At 43.7% G+C, this 23,303-nt stretch carries 21 protein-coding genes and 2 pseudogenes; 15 read left to right on the top strand and 8 right to left on the bottom strand.

Annotated elements, in window-relative coordinates; translation table 11 throughout:
* Window positions 1–115 precede the first annotated feature (115 nt).
* The 7 genes and pseudogenes from C1G53_RS13350 to C1G53_RS08105 form a co-directional block, all read left to right on the top strand.
* Window positions 116–223: pseudogene (locus C1G53_RS13350) on the top strand (PadR family transcriptional regulator); the annotation flags it as partial.
* On the top strand, window positions 213–710 hold the full coding sequence (locus C1G53_RS08130; RefSeq protein WP_029187636.1) for a DUF2812 domain-containing protein: 498 nt from the start codon (window positions 213–215) through the stop codon (window positions 708–710). The pseudogene C1G53_RS13350 and the gene C1G53_RS08130, both read left to right, overlap by 11 nt.
* A gap of 266 nt (window positions 711–976) precedes the next feature.
* Entirely contained in the window at window positions 977–2,011 is a 1,035-nt protein-coding gene (hrcA, locus tag C1G53_RS08125) for a heat-inducible transcriptional repressor HrcA (RefSeq protein WP_105118320.1), read from the top strand.
* A 12-nt stretch (window positions 2,012–2,023) separates the two neighbouring features.
* The gene (gene grpE / locus C1G53_RS08120) at window positions 2,024–2,536 is read left to right on the top strand and encodes a nucleotide exchange factor GrpE (RefSeq protein ID WP_002943082.1); all 513 of its coding nucleotides are present in this window, start codon (window positions 2,024–2,026) and stop codon (window positions 2,534–2,536) included.
* Window positions 2,537–2,762: 226 nt separating this feature from the next.
* Window positions 2,763–4,586: a molecular chaperone DnaK gene (dnaK, locus tag C1G53_RS08115; RefSeq protein ID WP_024417547.1), complete on the top strand. Its 1,824-nt coding sequence runs from the start codon at window positions 2,763–2,765 to the stop codon at window positions 4,584–4,586.
* A 511-nt stretch (window positions 4,587–5,097) separates the two neighbouring features.
* Window positions 5,098–6,234 carry a molecular chaperone DnaJ gene (dnaJ, locus tag C1G53_RS08110; RefSeq protein WP_105114409.1) on the top strand — a complete coding sequence of 379 codons (1,137 nt, stop codon included), beginning with the start codon at window positions 5,098–5,100 and terminating at the stop codon, window positions 6,232–6,234.
* Window positions 6,235–6,326: 92 nt separating this feature from the next.
* Window positions 6,327–7,574, top strand: a complete 1,248-nt coding sequence (locus C1G53_RS08105; protein ID WP_105118319.1) for a MucBP domain-containing protein — start codon at window positions 6,327–6,329, stop codon at window positions 7,572–7,574.
* Window positions 7,575–7,693: 119 nt separating this feature from the next.
* Here the strand turns inward: C1G53_RS08105 and C1G53_RS13345 are convergent.
* Window positions 7,694–8,184: pseudogene (locus C1G53_RS13345) on the bottom strand (transposase); the annotation flags it as partial.
* 250 nt (window positions 8,185–8,434) lie between these two features.
* Between C1G53_RS13345 and C1G53_RS08100 the strand changes: the two are divergent.
* Window positions 8,435–8,887 carry a pyridoxamine 5'-phosphate oxidase family protein gene (locus C1G53_RS08100; RefSeq protein WP_105118318.1) on the top strand — a complete coding sequence of 151 codons (453 nt, stop codon included), beginning with the start codon at window positions 8,435–8,437 and terminating at the stop codon, window positions 8,885–8,887.
* Between the two features lie 131 nt (window positions 8,888–9,018).
* Window positions 9,019–9,360, top strand: coding sequence for a metal-sulfur cluster assembly factor (locus C1G53_RS08095; protein WP_105118317.1), 342 nt, complete (start codon window positions 9,019–9,021; stop codon window positions 9,358–9,360).
* A 26-nt stretch (window positions 9,361–9,386) separates the two neighbouring features.
* On the opposite strand, the gene C1G53_RS08090 is transcribed toward C1G53_RS08095, so the two are convergent.
* From C1G53_RS08090 to C1G53_RS08070, 5 genes are all read right to left on the bottom strand, one after another.
* Entirely contained in the window at window positions 9,387–9,773 is a 387-nt protein-coding gene (locus C1G53_RS08090; RefSeq protein WP_105118316.1) for a DUF6176 family protein, read from the bottom strand.
* 47 nt (window positions 9,774–9,820) lie between these two features.
* On the bottom strand, window positions 9,821–11,539 hold the full coding sequence (gene ilvD, locus C1G53_RS08085) for a dihydroxy-acid dehydratase (protein WP_105118315.1): 1,719 nt from the start codon (window positions 11,537–11,539) through the stop codon (window positions 9,821–9,823).
* Between the two features lie 165 nt (window positions 11,540–11,704).
* The gene (locus C1G53_RS08080; RefSeq protein ID WP_105118314.1) at window positions 11,705–12,127 is read right to left on the bottom strand and encodes a hypothetical protein; all 423 of its coding nucleotides are present in this window, start codon (window positions 12,125–12,127) and stop codon (window positions 11,705–11,707) included.
* Window positions 12,102–13,043, bottom strand: a complete 942-nt coding sequence (locus C1G53_RS08075) for a phosphodiester glycosidase family protein (RefSeq protein WP_105118313.1) — start codon at window positions 13,041–13,043, stop codon at window positions 12,102–12,104. The genes C1G53_RS08080 and C1G53_RS08075 overlap by 26 nt, the downstream gene beginning before the upstream one ends.
* Window positions 13,030–14,082 carry a bifunctional glycosyltransferase family 2/GtrA family protein gene (locus C1G53_RS08070; RefSeq protein WP_105118312.1) on the bottom strand — a complete coding sequence of 351 codons (1,053 nt, stop codon included), beginning with the start codon at window positions 14,080–14,082 and terminating at the stop codon, window positions 13,030–13,032. Before C1G53_RS08070 ends, C1G53_RS08075 begins: the two co-directional genes overlap by 14 nt.
* A gap of 226 nt (window positions 14,083–14,308) precedes the next feature.
* On the opposite strand from C1G53_RS08070, the gene C1G53_RS08065 reads away from it, so the two are divergent.
* From C1G53_RS08065 to C1G53_RS08040, 6 genes are all read left to right on the top strand, one after another.
* Window positions 14,309–16,012, top strand: a complete 1,704-nt coding sequence (locus C1G53_RS08065; RefSeq protein WP_105118311.1) for an acetolactate synthase large subunit — start codon at window positions 14,309–14,311, stop codon at window positions 16,010–16,012.
* Complete coding sequence (gene ilvN, locus C1G53_RS08060) at window positions 16,005–16,481, top strand: acetolactate synthase small subunit (protein ID WP_105114429.1); 477 nt, start codon at window positions 16,005–16,007, stop codon at window positions 16,479–16,481. The genes C1G53_RS08065 and ilvN overlap by 8 nt, the downstream gene beginning before the upstream one ends.
* 139 nt (window positions 16,482–16,620) lie before the next feature.
* Complete coding sequence (gene ilvC, locus C1G53_RS08055; protein ID WP_105118310.1) at window positions 16,621–17,643, top strand: ketol-acid reductoisomerase; 1,023 nt, start codon at window positions 16,621–16,623, stop codon at window positions 17,641–17,643.
* A gap of 758 nt (window positions 17,644–18,401) precedes the next feature.
* Window positions 18,402–19,652, top strand: a complete 1,251-nt coding sequence (gene ilvA, locus C1G53_RS08050) for a threonine ammonia-lyase IlvA (RefSeq protein ID WP_105118309.1) — start codon at window positions 18,402–18,404, stop codon at window positions 19,650–19,652.
* A 27-nt stretch (window positions 19,653–19,679) separates the two neighbouring features.
* Window positions 19,680–20,567 (top strand): SPFH domain-containing protein, encoded by an 888-nt coding sequence (locus C1G53_RS08045; RefSeq protein ID WP_161941391.1) that lies wholly within the window; start codon window positions 19,680–19,682, stop codon window positions 20,565–20,567.
* A gap of 83 nt (window positions 20,568–20,650) precedes the next feature.
* The gene (locus tag C1G53_RS08040; RefSeq protein ID WP_009910800.1) at window positions 20,651–20,860 is read left to right on the top strand and encodes a hypothetical protein; all 210 of its coding nucleotides are present in this window, start codon (window positions 20,651–20,653) and stop codon (window positions 20,858–20,860) included.
* A 116-nt stretch (window positions 20,861–20,976) separates the two neighbouring features.
* Here C1G53_RS08040 and C1G53_RS08035 read toward each other — a convergent pair whose 3' ends face one another.
* A complete protein-coding gene (locus C1G53_RS08035) occupies window positions 20,977–21,720 on the bottom strand; it encodes an amino acid ABC transporter ATP-binding protein (protein WP_105118307.1) in 744 nt (247 codons plus the stop codon).
* Window positions 21,713–23,278: an ABC transporter substrate-binding protein/permease gene (locus tag C1G53_RS08030; RefSeq protein ID WP_105118306.1), complete on the bottom strand. Its 1,566-nt coding sequence runs from the start codon at window positions 23,276–23,278 to the stop codon at window positions 21,713–21,715. The genes C1G53_RS08035 and C1G53_RS08030 overlap by 8 nt, the downstream gene beginning before the upstream one ends.
* Between the last annotated feature and the right edge of the window lie 25 nt (window positions 23,279–23,303).

The following is a 23,303-nucleotide window of genomic DNA, read 5'->3' as shown; positions in this document are numbered from 1 at the left end:
CTCTCTTCGGGTTTTCGGTCTGTACTGAAATCAAGGTATTATTGGGAATCCCAGCTTAAATCATAGATACCGTAAGGGATTTTATTCTTTATTTAAAACTTTGCAACAGAACCAGCGGAAGTTTTATCGGATAACAGAAACAGGTCGAGAAATCCTAGACATAGAATTGGCTCGGATTGAACGGCTCTATCGAAATAGCAAGGGAGAAAATGATGGAGACTAGGACAGAGTTCAAGGTATTTTTTATCACAGATTTCAGTCAGCAAGCAGACTATCTCAGTGAGATGCATCAGCAAGGGTGGAAACTAGTTAAGATTAGCTGGCTCTTGTTTTATCATTTTGAAAAATGCCTGCCAGAAGGGGTTGTGTATCAGGTTGATTTCAAGAAAGCAAAAAATAAAGATAGAGAAAACTATCTGCATATGTACGAGGAATATGGATGGGAGTTTGTCGTATCCTGCCAAAATTTCAATATTTTTAGGAAACCTGCGAAGATGGGAGAGCTTGAATTATATGGTGATAGAGAAAATAAAGTGGAGTTTGTGAAAACAATCTTCCAAAGACGCTATTTGCCATCTTTGGGACTGTACGGCATTCTACTGGGAACAAGTTTGCGTTCGCGTCCAGGTTTTGTCTTAGGTATTTCTATCATTTATATTCCGCTTTTATTATTACTAGGCATCCGTTTTTATCGTATGGTAAAAGAGTAACTAGGTCCTCAGACTGATTTTTAGCACTCTAAGCAAAAGAGTGCTAATTTTTTGGTTTTTTCTCTTGACAATCCATTTTTTCGGCGTATAATGGGAGTATATAGGTTAGCACTCGACATCATAGAGTGCTAACGCTCTTCGAAAATCAACACTAACCGTTGTCAGCTTGCCTTTGTGAACCACAGTTCTACATTCGGCCTCGCTTCCTAGGCTACTGTCGATTTTCATTGAGCGTAACTAAAACAGTGTTCATGAAAGGAGCGAAGATGATTACCCAACGTCAAAATGATATTTTGAATCTGATTGTTGAATTGTTTACGCGACATCATGAGCCAGTTGGTTCTAAGGCCTTACAGGAAATGATTGCTTCAAGTTCGGCTACTATTCGTAATGATATGGCTAAGCTGGAGCAGTTGGGCTTGCTGGAAAAGGCTCACACTTCAAGCGGTCGGATGCCCAGTCGGGCTGGTTTTCAATACTTTGTCAACCACTCGCTTAATTTGGAACACATCAATGAAGAAGATGTTTATCAGGTGGTTAAGGCCTTCGACTTTGAAGCTTTCAAGCTGGAGGACATCTTGGAGCGGGCCAGCACAGTCCTAGCGGATTTGACAGGCTATACCTCGGTCATTTTAGATGTGGAGCCAACCAGTCAGCAGCTGACTTCCTTTGACATTGTGCAGCTCAGTAGCCACGATGCCCTGGCAGTCTTGACTTTGGACCAGTCCAAACCTGTCACCGTTCAGTTTGCCATTCCTAAAAACTTTTTGTCCAGGGACTTGGAGGTGCTCAAACGCTTAGTTGATGAGCGCTTCGTAGGACAGACAGTCTTGTCCATTCACTACAAGCTACGGACGGAGGTTCCCCAAGTGGTGCAGCGTTACTTTGCCACGACGGACAATGTCTTGGATCTCATGGATTACATCTTTGCCAATCTTTTCCAAGAATCGGTCTTTATTAGTGGAAAAGTTGCCTCGCTGACCTATGGCAATCTAGCTACTTATCAGCTCTTGGATAGCCCTCAGTTATTGGCACCAGAGTTGCGACAGGGCCTGGCTCCAGACCAGCAGACCAGCATTTCCGTGGCGGAACATCGTGATCCAGCCCTAGCGGATGTGACAGTTATTCATCATCGCTTTCCAATCCCCTATCGGGGCATGGCCCAGATGAGTTTGCTTGGTCCTGTTGACATGAACTACCGCAGGCAGATGAGTTTGATCAACATCATCAGTCGCGTCCTATTTATGAAATTAACCGATTACTACCGTTATCTAAGTAGTAATCATTACGAAGTCAATTAGAAGGAGAATGCTTTGTCAGAAGAAATCAAAAACGAAGAAATCGTAGAAGAGGTTGAAGCAACAGAAGAAGTTGTGGAGACACCTGAAAAATCAGAATTGGATTTGGCAAATGAGCGGGCAGAGGAATTTGAAAACAAGTACCTCCGTGCCCACGCTGAAATGCAAAATATCCAACGCCGTGCCAACGAGGAACGCCAAACCATTCAGCGTTACCGTTCGCAAGACTTGGCTAAGAAAATCTTGCCAAGTTTGGATAACTTGGAGCGTGCCCTTCAAGTTGAAGGCTTGACAGAAGATGTCAAAAAAGGCTTGGAAATGGTTCAAGAAAGCTTGATTCAAGCCCTCAAAGAAGAAGGGGTGGAAGAAGTCGCAACAGATGTCTTTGACCCAAATCTTCACATGGCTATTCAAACAGTCCCAGCTACAGACGATTGCCCAGCAGAACACATCGCACAAGTCTTCCAAAAAGGCTACAAGCTGCATGAACGCTTGTTGAGACCTGCTATGGTGGTAGTGTCGGAGTAGTCGCTCTGCTATTTTACAAAAAAAGAAACTTGACCGAAATGTCATGCACAGTAGTTTGCAACCAATCGCTTCGTCGCGAGGCTCCTAGCTCTTGGGCAAACTTTGTGTCGGTAACTCTAAGGTCGCTAAAGCGACAAGAGTTACTCGAAAACTATGAAAAAACCTCGTCTGCAATGACGGTAAACTATGAATGAATAAAAGAAAACTAAAATAAGAGGTAAAACACATGTCTAAAATTATCGGTATTGACTTAGGTACAACAAACTCAGCAGTTGCAGTTCTTGAAGGAACTGAATCAAAAATCATCGCAAACCCAGAAGGGAACCGCACAACTCCGTCTGTTGTATCTTTCAAAAATGGTGAAATCATCGTTGGTGACGCGGCTAAACGCCAAGCGGTAACCAATCCAGATACTATCATCTCTATCAAATCAAAAATGGGAACTTCTGAAAAAGTTTCAGCAAACGGCAAAGAATACACGCCACAAGAAATCTCAGCAATGATTCTTCAATATTTGAAAGGCTACGCTGAAGAATACCTTGGTGAAAAAGTAACTAAAGCAGTTATCACTGTTCCTGCTTACTTCAACGATGCTCAACGTCAAGCAACAAAAGATGCTGGTAAAATCGCTGGTCTTGAAGTAGAACGTATTGTCAACGAACCAACTGCAGCAGCCCTTGCTTATGGTTTGGACAAGACTGACAAAGACGAGAAAATTTTGGTATTCGACCTTGGTGGTGGTACTTTCGATGTGTCTATCCTTGAACTTGGTGACGGTGTCTTTGACGTACTTGCTACAGCAGGTGATAACAAACTTGGTGGTGATGATTTCGACCAAAAGATTATCGACCACATGGTTGCAGAATTCAAGAAAGAAAATGGTATCGACTTGTCAGCTGATAAGATGGCCCTTCAACGTTTGAAAGATGCGGCTGAAAAAGCGAAGAAAGATCTTTCAGGTGTGACATCAACTCAAATCAGCTTGCCGTTTATCACTGCAGGTGCAGCAGGTCCGCTTCACTTGGAAATGACATTGACTCGTGCGAAATTTGACGAATTGACTTACGACCTTGTAGAACGTACAAAAATTCCTGTTCGCCAAGCCCTTTCAGATGCAGGCCTTAGCTTGTCAGAAATTGACGAAGTTATCCTTGTCGGCGGTTCAACTCGTATCCCAGCCGTTGTAGAAGCTGTAAAAGCTGAAACAGGTAAAGAGCCAAACAAATCTGTCAACCCTGACGAAGTGGTTGCCATGGGTGCGGCAATCCAAGGTGGTGTCATCACTGGTGATGTCAAAGACGTTGTCCTTCTTGACGTAACACCATTGTCACTTGGTATCGAAACAATGGGTGGCGTATTTACAAAACTCATCGACCGCAACACAACTATCCCAACTTCTAAGTCACAGGTCTTCTCAACTGCGGCGGACAACCAGCCAGCTGTTGATATCCACGTGCTTCAAGGTGAGCGTCCAATGGCAGCGGACAACAAGACTCTTGGTCGTTTCCAATTGACTGACATCCCTGCAGCACCTCGTGGTATTCCACAAATCGAAGTAACATTCGACATCGACAAGAACGGTATCGTTTCTGTAAAAGCCAAAGACCTTGGTACGCAAAAAGAACAAACTATTGTTATCCAATCTAACTCAGGTTTGACAGACGAAGAAATCGACCGCATGATGAAAGATGCAGAAGCAAACGCTGAAGCAGATAAGAAACGTAAGGAAGAAGTGGACCTTCGTAACGATGTTGACCAAGCAATCTTTGCGACTGAGAAAACTCTGAAAGAAACTGAAGGCAAAGGCTTCGACGCAGAGCGCGACCAAGCCCAAGCAGCTCTTGACGAGTTGAAAGCAGCACAAGAAGCCAACAACTTGGACGACATGAAGGCTAAACTTGAAAACCTCAACGAAAAAGCCCAAGCTCTTGCAGTGAAACTCTACGAGCAAGCCGCAGCAGCACAACAAGCAGCCGCAGGCCAAGAAGGTGCCCAAACTGCTAACAACGCAGGCGATGATGTCGTAGACGGCGAGTTTACGGAAAAATAAAAAGGTCTGGGAGACCTTTTTATTCCGAGCTACGAAATTCTTCACTAGGCTTCGTTAACTCTCCTCGATGAACTCCAGTTCAATCTTCGTCCAGTTGCCTAGCCTAGTCTTGAATTTCTTTGAGTATCTAGAACAAGGAAAGTTATCTTTTTTCCGAAGTTCTTAGCTCGAACTCAGTTCTTATCTTCTCGAGAATAGAAATCATTATTAAATCAAGATTCCAATCACAGAGGTTGCAACCCAGCCTCTGTTTTTGGGTAAATAACCCTTCTAACTTTTACAGAAAGAAAAGTGTTCGCAATCGAACACGGGATACTTTCTGAGTTTCGTCTATTTTTTACGAAAGGAATTGAACCCGCCCTAAAAGCTGTGTGAAAAGTCAAAAAGTCTGGGGATAGACTTTTTGAGAAATAGCTGTCGCTTATTGTTTTTGTACGACAGGGCTGAAAGTGTCCGCTGGACACTCTCACTCCCTATTTTCACTTTGCTTTTTACGGGCTTGGTATCTTATATGAACAATACTGAATTTTACGATCGTCTGGGGGTTTCTAAGAATGCTTCGCCAGACGAGATTAAGAAGGCTTATCGGAAGCTTTCAAAGAAATACCATCCAGATATTAACAAGGATCCGGGTGCGGAGGATAAATACAAAGAAGTTCAAGAGGCTTATGAAACCTTGAGTGATCCGCAGAAGCGTTCTGCCTATGACCAGTTTGGTCCAGCTGGGGCAAACGGTGGCTTCGGCGGCGGAGCTGGTGGTTTTGGTGGTTTCGATGGAGCTGGTTTCGGTGGCTTTGAAGACATCTTCTCAAGCTTCTTTGGTGGTGGCGGTGCGACCCGCAATCCGAATGCTCCTCGTCAAGGGGATGACCTCCAATACCGGGTTAACCTTAAGTTTGAAGAGGCAATTTTCGGCGCAGAGAAAGAAGTTTCTTATCACCGTGAAGCTACTTGTCGGACTTGTACGGGTTCAGGTGCTAAACCTGGTACTAGTCCAGTAACCTGTGGACGCTGTCACGGTTCAGGGATTATCAATGTGGACACGCAAACACCACTTGGTACCATGCGCCGTCAAATGACCTGTGATGTCTGTCATGGTCGTGGGAAACAAATCAAAGATCCATGTACAACTTGTCGCGGAACCGGTCATGAAAAACAAGCTCATACGGTAACGGTTAAGGTACCAGCTGGTGTGGAAACTGGTCAGAAAATCCGTCTGGCAGGTCAGGGGGAAGCAGGTTTTAATGGAGGTCCTTACGGAGATCTCTATGTGGTCATTCAAGTCCAGGCTTCAGATAAGTTTGAGCGTGAGGGGACAACAATTTATTATAAATTAGACCTCAACTTTGTTCAGGCAGCCTTGGGTGATACGGTCCATGTGCCAACCGTTCACGGTGATGTGGATATGGTGATCCCTGAAGGAACACAGACAGGTAAGACCTTCCGTCTGAAAGGCAAGGGAGCTCCAAGTGTTCGTGGCGGGGCTATCGGTGATCAGTATGTGACGGTCAATATTGTTACTCCTACAAGTCTGAACGACCGTCAACGTGCAGCTCTTAAAGAATTTGCAGCAGCAGGAAACATTGATATCAAACCTCATAAAAAAGGCTTCTTTGACAAGGTAAAAGATGCTTTTGAAGAATTGTAAAATAGCTGAGATAAAGTAAAGATACATAGAGTAGCTTCTCTTTCAGGAGCGATATTCTATTCTAAAATAAAGCAAAAAGGAAGTGTAATGTATTGCTTCCTTTTTCGTTGTGCATACTGTCTTTAAATAAAACCTTGTTTTCTATCGTTAAAGAAGGCACAACTGTTACTTATGTGTACCAAAAAGTTGCCAACTGGATTCCGCAAATCCCAGGTGTACCTGAAGGAGAAGAACCAAAAGTTCCATATCCATTCGATCCAGACAATCCAGATGTACCAGTGACACCTACTCCTGATACAGTGATTCCATACGTGCCAGGTTATGTGCCAGTTGGTCCAGATGAGGTAACTCCATTGACACCAGTAGATCCAGAGGATCCATCTAAGGGTTATGTGCCACCAACAGTGGATAATCCAGGTGAAAATACTCCAATCCCTTATGTGAAGGCTGGTTCGGTAGTTGTTAAGTATCAAGATACTAACGGTAAGGAATTGATTGCACCTGTTGTAGATGAAAACAATGTAAAAGTTGGTACTGCCTACGATACGACAGATCAGAAGAAGACTGAGATTAAAGATGCTGAAGGCAACCGTTACGTCCTAGTTCCATCTAAGACAGTTGGTTCAGAGACTGGTGAAGTAACAGATGGTACAACAGAAGTTATTTATGTGTACCAAAAAGTAGCCAACTGGATTCCGCAAATCCCAGGTGTTCCAGAAAAAGAATACCCAGTAGTACCATATCCATTTGATCCAAACAACCCAGATGTACCAGTGACACCTACTCCTGACACAGTGATTCCACATGTTCCAGGCTTCACACCAGTAGATCCTAAGACCAACGAGCCATTGAAACCATTTGATCCAACAGATCCTAATAAAGGATATGTTCCACCAGTTCCAACAACACCAGGTGAAAACACATCAATCCCTTACGTACCTGCAACACCAACTAAGAAAGTTGTGACAAACCATGTTGACGAAGTGACAGGTCTTCCAATTGCACCGCAAGAAGAAGGAACAACCCCTAACAAGTCAATCCCAGGTTATGAGTATGTACGTACAGTTGTAGATGCAGATGGTAATACAACTCACATCTACCGTAAGAAACCAACGACGCCAGTAACACCAGTTCTACCAGGTGAGCCAGTAGCGCCTGCAACACCAGTTGCACCTGCAGTATCTGCTAAACCAGCGGCACCAGCTACATCTGCTAAGTCAGGTGCGGCACAGTTGCCAAATACAGGTGAGTCAAGTACAGTAGCAGCTTCTGCCTTTGGTGTGGGTATGCTGGTTGCAGCACTTGCTTTGGCAGGTAAACGTCGTCGTAACGAAGACTAATTCAGATTTTATCAAGAGGAATCTTTCTTGATAAAAAGAATATGAATGGAGAAAGCAAGGGTTTAGGCCCTTGCTTTTTTGGCTCTTTGTCAACTGTAGTGGGAAGATGTCAGCTAACATTAAGAGAGAACGAAGTTCGTTTTCTCATTTTTGATGTTTAAGGCAATCAAAATCAGTTTTTTAAAGTTTTCATCTTCCTAAAACAAAGGCATTTCGTTTAATGACTTTGATGAGATTATTAGTAGATTCCAATTTTGCGTTGGAATAAGGCAATTCCAATGCGTTTAAACCTTGTCCTTATCTTTTAGAAACGTCTTGAATACCGTCTGGAAAATAGGGTTAATTGAGGAATTTTCCTGTTTGATGAGGTTAAAGAAATAGTCTAAGTTTTTTTCTTGGAAATGGGAAAGAAGGATTTGGTAGACTTGATGCTAGAATTTCAGTTCTTCTGAGAAATTCAGTGTCTTCTGAACCACCTCATTCTGTGCAAGGTTTGCCCAAAGGTACGGGAATGAAAGTGATTCTGGGACAGTTTACAGCTGTCTTTTAGGAGAGTGCGCCAGTGCTTTTTCATGGATCGATAAGGTATAGACCGCGTATCAAAAGTTTCACTTTACTATTTCTAGGCTCAGGAGTCTTAGTTACCCCCCTTACTCTTGCTTTATCCGATATAAACTCTTTTTGTGTGAGTTCGGTTGCTTTTCATTATTGGTCATATGGACTTTTTCTACATTCAAAAAGGCTCTTATAATCTTCTTTGTGTATTTTACTCACAGCAGTTTTATTGATCCGTATTTTTTCTTAACTTTCTTGTTAGAATTTGCTATAATCAAGGTAGAAAGAAGTCTAGGAGGTGTGCTATGGAATTGAAAGATATCATGGACATTTTGGAAGAAATGAAGGTAGGGATTTTTGCTACGGTTGATGAGGCGGGTAATCCTCATTCCAGACCGATTCATATTACAGCTGCGACGGAAGATGGTGTATTCTTTATGACAGGATCAGAAACACATTTTTACCATCAATTGATGGGAGATGAGCGCCTAGCCGTCACGGCCTTATCTGAGGAAGATTATCTTATTCAAGTCATTCGAATTGAAGGAAAGGCTAGACCGGCAAGTCAAGAACTCTTGGAAAAGGTCTTTGCGGACAATCCCTATGTCCAACATGTTTATAAGGATGAAGAAAGTCGGAAGACCATGCAAATTTTTCAACTTTATGAGGGGAAAGGTTTCTACCATAGCTTGACCCAAGGTCACAAGTATGTCTTCCAGATTGGAGAAGGTCAGTCGAAGGAGATGAGAGCGATCTAATTCTCTAGACAGAAAACTTCAAGAAGCTCTTTGGAGCTTCTTTTTGAATATTCAGACAATTAAGCTACATTTTCTTGAAAAATTATGAAAAATATGAGAAAATGATAAAAACAAGAAAGTTGAGAATTCCAATGAGAGATGATATAAAAATCAATGACCGAGCAGCTGCACTTTCAAGTCAATTGATCGAAGTCCTAGAGAATATTTATGACCCGGAGATTGAATTGGATATCTATAATTTAGGCTTGGTCTATGAAATTGATTTGGATGAGAATGGATTTTGTAAGGTCATCATGACCTTTACTGATGCTGGTTGTTCTTGTGCTGATACCATGCCAGGAGAGTTGGTTGCAGCCTTGAAAACCATTGATGGTATTGAGGATGCCCAAGTAGAGATTGTCTGGTCTCCTGCTTGGAAAATGACCCGTATCAGCCGTCTGGGACGGATTACGCTAGGTATCAGTCCAAAATAAAAAGAAAATGAGTTGCATGGAGCAGCTCATTTTTTAAATGTTTCATTGTATTGTCTGTCTAATTCTTCCATAGTTTCATAAATCAGCTTGGGAATCATGACAACCTGAGGTTCAAGATCCACCATACCATAGTTCGGGTCGATGCATTCATTCCAGTATTCTAGGTGTTTTTTGTCAATATAGGATTGGGAATGATCTACCTCAATCCCGCCTTCTGCTTGGACGGAATACCAGTAGAGGTATTCACGACCGTCCAGCACTTCACGGAAGATGGTTTCGACATACATTTTCTCCCCTTCCAGAGTGAGAAGGGTGTCTTCCATGTGGTCATTGAGAAAGGTCATCCACTGGTCAACGACAGCTGACTTCCCCTCTTTGACACGGAAACGAGATAGTTCGACGTTTAGTTTCATTTTTTCTCCTTATGAAAACCCTGTCGCAGTGCCAGGGTTTTGTAATGTTATGATTGTTTCCCACTGCGTTCTGGTCTCCAGAAGTCGGTAACAGCTCCTTTAGAGGCAGAAGACACGGTGTGGGCATATTTGCCGAGAACACCACGAGAGTAAAGCGGTGGAATGACCGTCGTTTTCTTGCGTTCTTCAATTTCTTGGTCAGAAACGTGCATGGTGATTTCTTTGGTATCCTGGTCAACCGTCACCAAATCTCCTGTGCGGAGGTAGGCGATTGGACCGCCGTCCTGGGCTTCAGGAGCGATGTGGCCAACAACCAGACCATAAGTACCACCAGAGAAGCGGCCGTCTGTCAGAAGGGCTACCTTGTCGCCTTGGCCTTTGCCGACAATCATAGAAGAAAGGGACAGCATTTCAGGCATACCTGGACCACCTTTTGGTCCAACATAGCGGACAACAACAACATCGCCATCGACGATATTGTCAGAAAGAACAGCCTCGATAGCCTCTTCTTCAGAATCAAAGACTTTGGCTGGACCAGTATGGTTACGGACTTTCACACCGGAAACCTTGGCAACGGCACCTTCAGGTGCTAGGTTACCTTTGAGGATGATGAGTGGGCCATCTGCACGTTTTGGATTTTCAAGTGGCATGATGACATCTTGACCAGGTGTCAAATCTGCAAAGTTTTCCAAGTTTTCAGCAACGGTTTTACCTGTACAGGTGATGCGGTCACCATGGAGGAAGCCGTTTTTGAGCAAGTATTTCATAACCGCAGGAACACCACCGACATTATAGAGGTCTTGGAAAACATATTTTCCAGATGGTTTCAAGTCTGCCAAGTGAGGTACCCGTTCTTGGAAATCATTGAAATCTTCCAAGGTCAAGTCAACGTTGGCAGCATGGGCAATGGCCAGCAAGTGAAGAGTAGCGTTGGTTGAGCCGCCGAGAGCCATGGTAACAGTGATAGCATCTTCAAAGGCTTCACGCGTCATAATGTCAGATGGTTTGATGCCAAGTTCAAGCATGCGTACAACAGCACGACCTGCTTCTTCAATATCAGCCTTCTTCTCAGGAGATTCAGCAGGGTGAGAGGAAGAGCCTGGAATGGACATACCCATGACTTCAATGGCAGTAGCCATGGTATTGGCAGTGTACATACCACCGCAACCACCAGGTCCAGGACAGGCATTACACTCAATCTGGCGAACTTCTTCAGCAGTCAAGTCGCCATTGTTCCATTTTCCGATTCCCTCAAAGACTGAAACGAGGTCAATATCTTTACCGTTGAGATTGCCTGGTGCAATGGTTCCGCCATAGGCAAATACAGCAGGGATGTCCATGTTGGCGATGGCAATCATAGAACCAGGCATGTTCTTATCACAGCCACCGATTGCAACAAAGGCATCGACGTTATGACCGCCCATGGCCGCTTCAATAGAGTCAGCGATAATATCACGGGAAGTCAAGGAGAAACGCATACCAGGCGTTCCCATGGCAATCCCGTCTGCAACGGTGATGGTGCCGTATTGAACAGGCCAGCCCCCTGCCTCTTTGACGCCTTCTTTGGCTAGTTTTCCAAAGTCGTGAAGGTGGATGTTACAGGGTGTATTTTCTGCCCAAGTCGAAATAACCCCAACAATCGGTTTTTCAAAGCTATCATCCGTCATGCCTGTAGCACGCAACATAGCACGGTTGGGCGATTTGACCATCGAATCGTAAACAGAGCTACGGTGACGGAGGTCTTTGAGTGTATCTTTATCTGTCATTTCTCTTCTCCCTATCTTTCTGGTGATTAGTTCTCTTATTATACCATAGTTATGAGGGAAATGAAAAAGGATTCGTTAAATGATGTGAAATTTCTGAATTTTACAAAAAATAAAATAAAACAAAACAGCCTTGGATGTTCCAAAGACTGTTCTAGTTTGTTCTTGTTACTGAGCAGTTGCTCGGAGCTGTGCTTTCTTGTTTCCGGTAAAGAAGAGGCTAATCAAGGCAAGAATTAAGAATCCTGCTCCGATAAACCAATAGGGTTGGTCCAAGGTGGTTGAACGACCAGACAGGTTGATGATACCACGGAGTAGGAAGCCTGCTGTAATGGTGGCAACACCTGAATTCCAGAGATTGAAGGTCAGACGTGATAGATTTGGCTTTAGAGTGAGCATACCAAGGAGTAAAGCTCCGCCAATCAGGGTCACACAGAACATATAATGCATGAAGAATGAAACCTCGCCATAACTAAGGCTTTCGTAGATACGACTGAAGATAAAGAGGAAGGCTGTTGTAGCCAAGTAGGTAATGAAGGTGCGTGCAGTACGCGTAGATGTTTGATTAGTAACCGATGTAGACAATGTCACTTACCGCCCTTTCTGAGATAGTATTTCCATTTGTTGTTGGATTGTTGATGACTTGGCCGTTGAAGTAGAGGGTTGACGAACCACCACCGTCAAGGTTATAGGCTGTTTTGGCACCATACTGCTTCATAACCTCGGCCATTTGATAGAGAGAAAGTCCTTGACTTTCAGAGGTACGTCCGTCTGCGACTACGATGATGTAGTGGTTTTCATCAATAATACCGATTGCAGAGCGTGGATTGGATGACTTGGCACGACCAACTTCTGTTGATGTATCAACGACAATTTCGCCATTCTCTACCAATGATGGACCGAATGCTAAGAGGTTGACGACACCCTTGTCAATCAATTCTTGAGCAGTGATTTCATTTTCATAGATGATTTCAAATGAGCCGTCGGCGTAGATTGCCAAGTCGCCGTAAGCTGCATTGTCACGGACAGTGTCACGGTAGAGGACGCCGTTTTTAATGACATAACCAGTTGAGTTGGCGCCGTAATAGTCACCGTTGACTGCTAGGATAGCATTGTTTGCAGCGGCGGTTTCAGAAGTTTTGGCCGTTACGTTCGTACCGTAGGTATTTTGAGCTAGAGCTGTCTTTAGATACTCTGGAGAGCTGACCTGGATATCAGCCACATAGACAGTTGTGTTGTTGGTAGTGATGGTTTCTAAGTTAACTTGGATATTATCATCAGAGTAAGATGTATCTGTTGTCGTCACGTTGGTAGCTGTTGAGGCAGTGGTGGCTGATGAAGCGGTCGTTTCTGCTGTCGGTTGACTACTTGTAGTAGTGCTGTTTGCCGCGACGGTGGAAATAGCTTCAGACAGGACAAAGGTTTTCAACATAGAGTAGGAAAATCCACTCGTTAGCAGCATTCCAAAGATGGTGGCGTAGGCAAAGGGTTTTTTAAGCAATTTCATGGGAATATGATTTCCTTTCTTTAAAGATGATATTTTTTTGAATGAGCCAAGAGGCTAGGAAGAGGAAGACTCCGACCACAAGTTTGACAAGGTAGAGGTTAAGTCCAAGAATTTGATGGAAAAGATAAAGAAGAGCTGTATCAGCTAGGAAGAGAATGAGAGCTAGAGTAAAGTAGCCAGCACCTGTTCGTGCGACGCTTTCTTCGTTTTTAAAGACTAATTTCTTATTGAGGACAAAATTACAGCTAGCACTGCAGATGCGAGCAATTGTGTTTGCAGCTAGTAGTCGTGCAGCTGTTGGTAGTCCGGTCAGCACTAACAAAACTAAGGCATAGATACCATAGTCGACTAAGAATCCACCAAAAGATGCCAGAGCAAATTTGAAGAGATTTTTGTAAATGAGTAGTCCATCTTTTATGGGACGAAAGTGCGAACTGGCATTATCATCGATATAAATAGTTTGAATAGGAACTTCCGTAATTTTATAACGTTGACATGCCTGAGTTAACATGTTCATCTCGTACTCATAGCGGTCGCCGTCAATTTCTAACATGAATGGAATTAAGTCGGTATGAAAACCACGCAAGCCTGTTTGTGTATCGGATACATTGACACCGGTTTGTAGTCGGAACAAGACTCTTGTTAGTTTGTTACCGAAACGGCTACGGAGCGGAATATCTTTGGTAAATTGACGAACACCAAGGATGAGGCGACTGGGTAGGTTCATGGCTGCGCGTGCGACACGGTCTATATCATTCACAGCATGTTGACCATCTGCATCAGCGGTAACAACGACACCAGGCTTTCTCAAATCTTGGATAAAGCTAAAGGCTGTCCGCAAGGCTTGTCCTTTTCCTTTGTTGATATCATGGTGGAGAACAATGGCATAGGTTTTGGCGATTTCAAGAATATTTCTTGCTTGGTCTGTACTACCATCATCTACAACAATGACCTGGCAGTTTAGTCTATTTTTCATAACTTCTAAGAGTTGGATCAATTTTTCATCTGGCTGATAAGCCGGTATCACTACATAATACATATCATAAACCTCGTCTGTTTTTCTTGATGAGTCTACTATACGGGACTTTCCTAAAAGCAAGCTAAAACCAGAGGGGGCTTGCGATTAGCTTAAGTTTGCTTTAAGAATTTCTTTGGAAAATTTTAAGAATCCGAACAAATGTAGGAATTTTCAGAAAGTTTTCTTGACATTCCAATTCCTTGTGATATTATAGTAGATAACACACTTGCAGAGAGGAGGAATATTCGTGCAAGAATTCCAATTAGACCAACCACGTTCAGGGTCTTATCTAATCTTAGACACCTTGCACCAACTGGGAGTTGACCTTGTTTTTGGTTACCCAGGTGGCGCAGTTTTGCCGTTATACGATGCTATTTATCAGTATGAGGGTATCCAGCATATTTTGGCGCGACATGAACAAGGGGCAGTTCACGAGGCAGAAGGTTATGCAAAATCATCAGGAAAGGTGGGCGTAGCCATTGTCACTTCTGGTCCAGGAGCAACAAATGCCATCACAGGCATTGCGGATGCAATGGGAGATAGCGTCCCTTTGTTGGTCTTTACAGGTCAAGTAGCTACACGGGGGATCGGTAAGGATGCCTTCCAAGAGGCCGATGTCTTGGGTATGACCATGCCCATTACTAAATATAATTATCAGATTCGAGATACTGCCGATATTCCTCGTGTCATTACAGAGGCACTTCATATCGCGACGACTGGCCGCCCTGGTCCGGTTGTCATTGACGTTCCAAAAGATATTCAAGAGAGAATAGTTGATTTTTATCACGACCCAACTGTTCAGCTTCCAAGTTATCAACCGACTGTTGAGCCAAATGGTTTACAGGTCAAGAAAGTATTGAAACAGCTTAGTCAGTCCAAGCAGCCAGTTATCCTAGCTGGTGGAGGAGTTAACTACGCGGATGCTAATCAGGAACTGATTGCCTTTGCAGAACGTTATCGTATTCCTGTAGTTTCAACTCTGCTTGGTCTTGGAGCCATGCCTATCGAGCATGAATTGGCGCTGGGTATGGGAGGCATGCATGGTTCTTATGCTGCCAATATGGCTATGAACGATGCAGACTACATCATCAATATCGGTGCCCGTTTTGATGACCGATTGACAGGCAATCCCTTGACCTATGCGCCAAATGCCCTGGTTGCCCATGTCGACATTGACCCTGCAGAGATTGGCAAGGTCAAAAAGACAGCTATTCCTGTCGTAGGAGATGCCAAGGCAACTCTCCAAGCCCTGCTCAAACTGGATTCAGTAGAAACAGATTATGCAGCCTGGACAGCCCAGGTCTTGGACAACAAACGCCGAGCACCATTTTGGTATGAGGAAGATGATCGGGTTATCAAACCGCAAGAGGCTATTGAGTTGATTGGTCAGCTAACCAAGGGAGATGCCATTGTGGTTACAGATGTTGGTCAACACCAGATGTGGGCAGCCCAGTTTTATCCATACAAACACGCTCGTCAGTTGGTGACTTCAGGCGGTATGGGGACCATGGGCTTCGGTATTCCAGCAGCCATTGGTGCCAAGTTAGCCAATCCAGACAGGGAAGTTGTCTGCTTTGTTGGGGACGGTGGTTTCCAGATGACCAACCAGGAATTAGCCATTCTCAACGGCTATGGTGTACCGATTAAGGTGGTTCTGATTAACAACCACTCGCTCGGTATGGTCCGTCAGTGGCAGGAGTCCTTCTATGACAAACGTCGTAGCCAGTCTGTCTTTGATGCGGAGCCAAATTTCCAGTTGCTAGCGGAAGCCTACGGAATTGCTCACTACAGTTTTGACAATCCAGCGACCCTGGCTGAAGATATGAAAGTTATTTTGGAAGACAAGCCCATGTTGATTGAAGTGCATATTTCCAAAACAGAGCACGTTCAACCAATGGTGCCAGCTGGCAAGAGCAATGCAGAGATGTTGGGGGTGAAGTTCAATGCGTAGAATGTTAACAGCAAAATTACGGAATTCATCCGGCGTCCTCAACCGCTTTACGGGTGTATTATCTCGTCGCCAAATCAATATTGAGTCCATATCCGTCGGCCCAACAGAAATAGATGGGATTTCCCGTGTTACCGTGATTGTTGACGTAGTTAGCCAGGATGAACTAGAGCAAATCATCAAACAGCTCAATCGTTTGATTGATGTGGTCCGTGTCCGTGATTTAACGGATATTCCCCATTTGGAGCGGGAAGTAATCTTGGTCAAAATCGTTGCACCACCAGCTAAGCGAGCAGAAATTTTGGCTATTATTCAACCTTTCCGCGCTAGCGTGGTCGATGTAGCCCCTCATTCCATTACCATTCAAATGACAGGTGATGGAGATAAGATTGATGCTCTCCTGCGTGTCATTCAGCCTTATGGCATTAAAAATATTGCGAGGACGGGGGCAACTGGCTTTAGCAGAGACTAATGCTCTTCGAAAATAAACACTATACTGTGTTGACTTGGCTTGATGAACTTTAGTTCTATATTCGCCTTCGTCGCCTAGTCTAACCTTCATTTTCTTTGAGCATCCAACCTTATAAATAAAAAATAGAAAAGAGAATTTTATGGCAGTAGCAATGCAATATGAAAAAGATGTAACAGTAGCAGCACTTGACGGCAAGCGTATCGCCGTTATCGGTTATGGTTCGCAGGGTCATGCCCATGCCCAAAACTTGCGTGATACAGGACACGACGTTATTATCGGTGTGCGTGCAGGTAAGTCATTTGACAAGGCAAAAGAAGATGGATTTGAAACCTTTGAAGTGGCAGAAGCAGCAAAACAAGCGGATGTCATCATGATTTTGGCTCCAGATGAAATCCAAGCTGACCTTTACAATGAAGAAATTGCTCCAAATTTGGAAGCTGGCAATGCTCTTGGTTTTGCCCATGGTTTCAACGTTCACTTTGAATTTATCAAGGTGCCAGCAGATGTGGATGTCTTCATGTGTGCACCAAAAGGTCCAGGTCACTTGGTTCGTCGTACCTTTGAAGAAGGATTTGGTGTACCAGCCCTTTACGCAGTTTACCAAGATGCAACTGGCAATGCCAAGCACATCGCTATGGACTGGGCAAAAGGCGTTGGTTCAGCTCGTGTAGGTCTTTTGGAAACAACCTTTAAGGAAGAAACGGAAGAAGACTTGTTTGGTGAGCAAGCAGTTCTTTGTGGTGGCTTGACAGCCCTTATGCAGGCTGGTTTTGAAGTCTTGACAGAAGCGGGTTATGCACCTGAATTGGCTTACTTCGAAGTTCTTCACGAAATGAAACTCATCGTTGACCTTGTTTACGAGGGTGGCTTCAAGAAAATGCGTCAATCTATTTCAAACACTGCTGAGTTTGGTGACTATGTATCAGGTCCACGCGTGATTACAGACCAAGTCAAAGAAAATATGAAAGCAGTCCTTGCGGATATCCAGTCAGGTAAATTCGCAAATGACTTTGTAAACGACTACAAGGCTGGTCGTCCACGCATGGAAGCTTACCGCAAAGAAGCAGAAGGACTTGAAATCGAAAAAGTCGGAGCAGAACTCCGCAAAGCAATGCCATTCGTCAGCCGCAACGACGACGATTCGTTTAAGATTTATAACTAGAATAGCCTACGGATAGGCTATTCTAGCCCTTGCCTAGAAATACGAAAGCAAGGCAGTTAAGGTGGACTGTTTTAGCCCTCGCCTGAAAACGAGAAAGCGAGGTAAGTCCAGTGGACTGTTTTAGCCCTCGCCTAAAAACGAGAAAGCGAGGTAAGTCCGGGGGACTATTTTAACCCGAGCTTGACAACAAGAGATCGAGGTAAGCCTACGGATAGGCTATTCTAGCCCTTGCCTAGAAACAAGAGAGCGAGGCAGCCTACGGATAGGCTATTCTAGCCCTTGCCGAGAAATACGAAAGCAAGGCAGTTGAAGTGGAGTGAAAGAACATGGTATAGGCTCTTTCAGCTAGTCGTCCAGAAATTCAAGCATACGCTAAAAGATTGGAAAGCGGAATTTTGGTTACCAATAGACAGTTGGAAAAGCTTTTGCTTCCCTATCCTATTTTGAAGTTAGGGAGTTTTGGAAAAGTTTAGTAGACAAGACATATTAAAGAGCTGGTGGGGCCAGCTCTTTTGACCGTCTATTTATGGTATAGTCCTTTAATAGATAGTATTTGCTTTCTTCGGATCCCTATGTCTAAGTGTAACTCGATCCATCATTAGAGAGGTTACTTTGACCCACTCAAGGAAGACTACTATAGCTAAAAAGTTCGGTATTTGACCGAAATATATAATATTATTTTAAATATGCGTATAATTGTTAGTATTATTTTTAAAATACTGGTACAATATGATTGATAGAAAGAAATTAGTGCAAATATGATTACAGCAAAAAATGTAGAGCAGGCCTACGAAGTCTTAAAAAGAGTTGTCGTTCGAACGCCATTAGATTACAGTCGCTACTTATCAGAAAAGTACGGAGCCACCATCTATATCAAGCGTGAGAATGAGCAACGCGTTCGTTCATTTAAAATACGTGGAGCCTACTATGCCATTTCTCAATTATCAGATGAAAAAAAGGCGCTAGGTGTGGTCTGTGCTTCTGCCGGCAACCATGCCCAAGGTGTTGCCTATACTTGTCAAGAGATGCAGATACCAGCAACCATCTTTATGCCTATTACAACACCACAGCAAAAGATTGGACAGGTTCGTTTCTTTGGCGGTGACTATGTAGATATTCGTTTAGTGGGCGATACTTTTGATGAATCTGCTCAGGCAGCACAGGATTATACTACGGAGAGTGGTAAGACCTTTATCGACCCATTTGACGATGACCATGTTCAGGCGGGTCAAGGAACGGTTGCCTATGAAATAATAGAAGAAGCCCAGGAACAGACCATTAGTTTTGATCAAATCCTCGTGCCCGTAGGTGGAGGCGGTTTGATTGCTGGTGTTTCTGCCTACCTCAAAGAACACGCGCCAGAAATCAAGATTATCGGCGTTGAAGCTAACGGTGCTCGTTCCATGAAGGCAGCCTTTGATAAGGGACGTCCTATCAAATTGGCGAGCATTGATAAGTTTGCGGATGGGATTGCTGTTCAAAAGGTTGGTGCTAGAACTTATGAAGTGGCTCGCAAGCATGTCGATAAGTTGGTTGGTGTTGATGAGGGTTGGATTTCAGGTACCATTTTGGACCTCTATTCAAAACTCGGGATTGTAGCTGAGCCAGCAGGTGCAGCGACTGTGGCAGCTTTAGAAGTCATCAAAGATAAGATTAAGGGGCAGACTATCTGCTGTATTATTTCAGGTGGCAATAATGACATTAACCGTATGCCGGAGATGGAAGAGCGTGCCCTTATTTATGAAGGGATTAAACATTACTTTGTAGTGAATTTCCCGCAACGACCGGGTGCCTTGCGTGAATTTGTAAATGATATTTTAGGTCCAAATGATGATATTACTCGCTTTGAGTACATCAAACGTGCCAATAAGGGAACAGGTCCGGTCTTGATAGGGATTGCCTTGGGCAATAAGGAGGATTACGCACAGTTCCTATCGCGTTTGGAGGATTTTGATCCCCAATATATCAATCTTCATGAAAATGACTCACTTTATAAAATGCTTGTTTAGGAGGTAAATATGGAAGCTGGTTTTTTGATGGTTTTCATTAGTTTCTTATTTTTGGTCTTGCTTGTCTTGATTTTAGTGGTTTCAGGGCTATACGTGGTCAAGCAACAGACGGTTGCCATCGTGGAGCGGTTTGGGAAGTACCAAAAGACTTCTACCTCTGGTATTAACTTTAAAATCCCCTTTGGGGTAGATGTGATTGCGGCCCGTATCCAATTACGGATGTTGCAGAGTGAGATTGTGGTAGAAACCAAGACCCAGGACAATGTCTTTGTGACTATGAATGTCGCCACTCAGTATCGTGTCAATGAAAACAATGTTACGGATGCTTATTACAAACTCATGCATCCAGAGGCACAGATTAAATCCTATATTGAAGATGCCTTGCGGTCATCCGTTCCGAAATTGACCTTGGATGAACTCTTCGAGAAGAAAGATGAAATCGCCCTTGAAGTACAAAAGCAGGTGGCGGAAGAAATGTCGACCTACGGTTATGTTATTGTCAAGACCTTGATTACCAAGGTTGAGCCAGATGCCGAGGTTAAGCAATCAATGAATGAAATCAACGCAGCTCAGCGGAAACGGGTTGCGGCCCAAGAATTGGCAGAAGCCGATAAGATTAAAATAGTCACTGCTGCTGAAGCAGAAGCTGAAAAAGACCGCCTACATGGTGTGGGGATTGCCCAACAAAGGAAGGCAATTGTAGACGGACTAGCAGACTCTATTCGTGAATTGAAAGAGTCTAACATCAGCATGACGGAAGAGCAGATTATGTCTATCTTGTTGACCAACCAATACTTGGATACATTAAACAATTTTGCACAAGGAGGTAATCAAACAATCTTTTTACCAGCTAATGCTGGCGGAGTGGAGGATGTACGTACACAAATATTATCTGCTCTAAAGGTTAAAAATTGAGTAAAATCCGAACATTTTACTTGACAATTCAAAGCAATTTGTATTATACTTAATTGCACGAATAAATTGGAAAGGGGTTCCTAATGACTAGTTACGAAAAAGTTGCCGCTGTTGTCGGCTGGGTACGCGAAAAGAAAATCACTGGCTACCGTATCAGCAAGGAAACAAATGCTCGTGAGATGTCAGTTATCGCTCTTGCACAAGGACGCGCTAAAATTGACAACATTTCATTTGCGACTGCCTTGGGGTTGATTGACTTTTACGACAAAAACCACAAGAAATTTGAAAACTAATCTAAGTCATAGTATTTAGACGATTGCATAAGAGGGTCATCGAGCCCTCTTTTTTGACGTCAAAAAACCTTACCAGCTTTGAAACTGGTAAGGTTACTATCTATAAGAGAGAAAGCTTATCCTAAAAAACGCTGGAGGAATTCGCGGGTCCGCTCTTCTTGTGGATTTTCAAAGATTTGTTGAGGAGTACCTTCTTCAGCGATGACACCCTTATCCATGAAGATAACACGATCAGAAACATCGCGGGCAAATTCCATTTCGTGAGTAACAATCACCATGGTTAGACCAGACTTGGCCAAATCCTGCATGGTTTTGAGTACCTCACCGACCATTTCTGGATCTAGAGCAGAAGTTGGTTCATCAAAGAGAATAACTTCGGGATCTACAGACAGAGCACGGGCAATGGCAACACGCTGTTTTTGACCACCAGAGAGTTGGCTTGGTTTGGCCTGCCAGTATTGCTCAGTCATACCGACCTTGTTGAGGTTTTCTTTGGCGATTTTCTCAGCCTCTGCACGATCGCGTTTCAATACAGTGGTTTGTGCTACGATGGCATTTTCCAAGACATTGAGGTTGTTAAAGAGGTTGAAGGACTGGAAAACCATGCCTAGTTTTTCGCGATAGGTGGTCAAATCATAGCCTTTGCCCAAGACGTCTTGACCGTGGTAGAGGATTTGTCCTTCGGTTGGTGTTTCCAAGAGGTTGATGGAACGGAGGAAGGTTGATTTTCCAGACCCCGAAGAACCGATGATGGAAATCACTTCTCCTTTTTCAACTGTCACAGAAATGTCCTTGAGGACTTGGTTTTGTCCGTAGGATTTCTTTAGGTTTTTAATTTCTAGAATGATGTTCTTAGTCATGAAGCACCTCGATTTGCATTTGGTTGGCACCAGTTGTATAGGTGTCTGTGTCAAAGCGTTTTTCAACTGCACGCAAGATGCGGGTCACAGTAAAGGTCAAGATAAAGTAAATAATGGCAATGACGGTAAAAGTTTGGAAGTACTGGTAGGTTTGTGTGGCAACAGTATTTCCTGAGAAGTACAATTCAACAACTGAGATAACATTCAATACAGAAGTATCCTTGATGTTGATAACGAACTCATTACCAGTAGCTGGGAGGATGTTGCGGATAACCTGTGGCAAAACAATCTTGCGCATAGTCTGGTTGTGGGTAAATCCAAGAGCCGTTGCGGCTTCGAATTGCCCCTTGTCTACTGCGAAAATACCACCGCGGACAATCTCACTCATGTAAGCACCTGTGTTGATGGATACGATGAAGATGGCAGCCAGGGTACGGTCAAGGTTAAGACCGAAGGCTTGGGCAGTACCGTAGTAGATAACCATAGATTGTACAATCATTGGTGTACCGCGGAAAACTTCGATGTAGATATTGATAAACCAACCGAGAATTTTTTGACCAATAGCAAGAGCCTTGTTAGCTGCTTTTGGAGCAGTACGGAAAACACCAATTAAAAGACCGATAAGGGTACCGATAATGGTTCCAAGGATGGAAATGAGCAGGGTCATTCCAGTACCACGAAGCAACTGCTGCCAGTTGTTGACAATGATATTCCACACTTGAGCAAAGAAGCTAGGAGTTTCGCCTTCGCTGGCTTCTTCAACAGGCTGGTTTTCAATCATATTGTCCATAAGGGCAATTTGGTCGTTCTCCGAAAGAGTAGCTAGTACTTCATTGACCTGGCTGATGCGAGCATCGTCTTTACGCATACCGACAGCAATAGTCACGTCCTCAGCATTGGTTTCAAAATTATCCGATAATTCGACCATCTTGAATGTCTTGTTAGCTGCTTCGGCTGTACGACCTTCTGGACGCTCAGAAACATAGGCATCAATAATACCAGCTTCTAGTGCTTGACGGATTTGAGAGAAATCACCCATAGCTGTTTGTTTATCAGCTCCTTGGATTTGGTCAATCAAATCGTAGAGGTAGACACCTTGCTGGGCAGTGATTTTGGCACCAGCAAATTCAGCCAAGCTAGTCGCCGTAGCATACTGGCTGTCTGAGCGAACAACCAAGGTTGGAATAGATGTATAGTAGCTGTCTGAGAAAGCAATTTCTTTCTTACGTTCTTCAGTTGGGCTCATACCGGCGATGATCATGTCAATCTTGCCAGAAGTAAGGGCAGGAACCAGACCTTCCCACTTGGTTTTAACAACTAGCAACTCTTTATCCATAGATGCTGCGATTTTTTTTGCAATCTGGACATCGTAACCGTTGGCAAATTGGTTGGTTCCTTCGATCGGAACTGCTCCGTTACTGTTATCTTCTTGGGTCCAGTTAAATGGAGCGTAGGCTGCTTCCATTCCTACCCGGAGGTATTCATCTGCTTTAACACCGGTTGCCATGGAAAAAACAGCAATCAGTGTTAGCAGAAATATACTAAGTTTATGTTTCATAATGTCTCCTTAATAAATAATATTA

This window comes from Streptococcus suis (assembly GCF_002960445.1).
Taxonomy (GTDB): domain Bacteria; phylum Bacillota; class Bacilli; order Lactobacillales; family Streptococcaceae; genus Streptococcus; species Streptococcus hyiners.
This window is presented reverse-complemented; position numbering and strand designations above follow the sequence as displayed.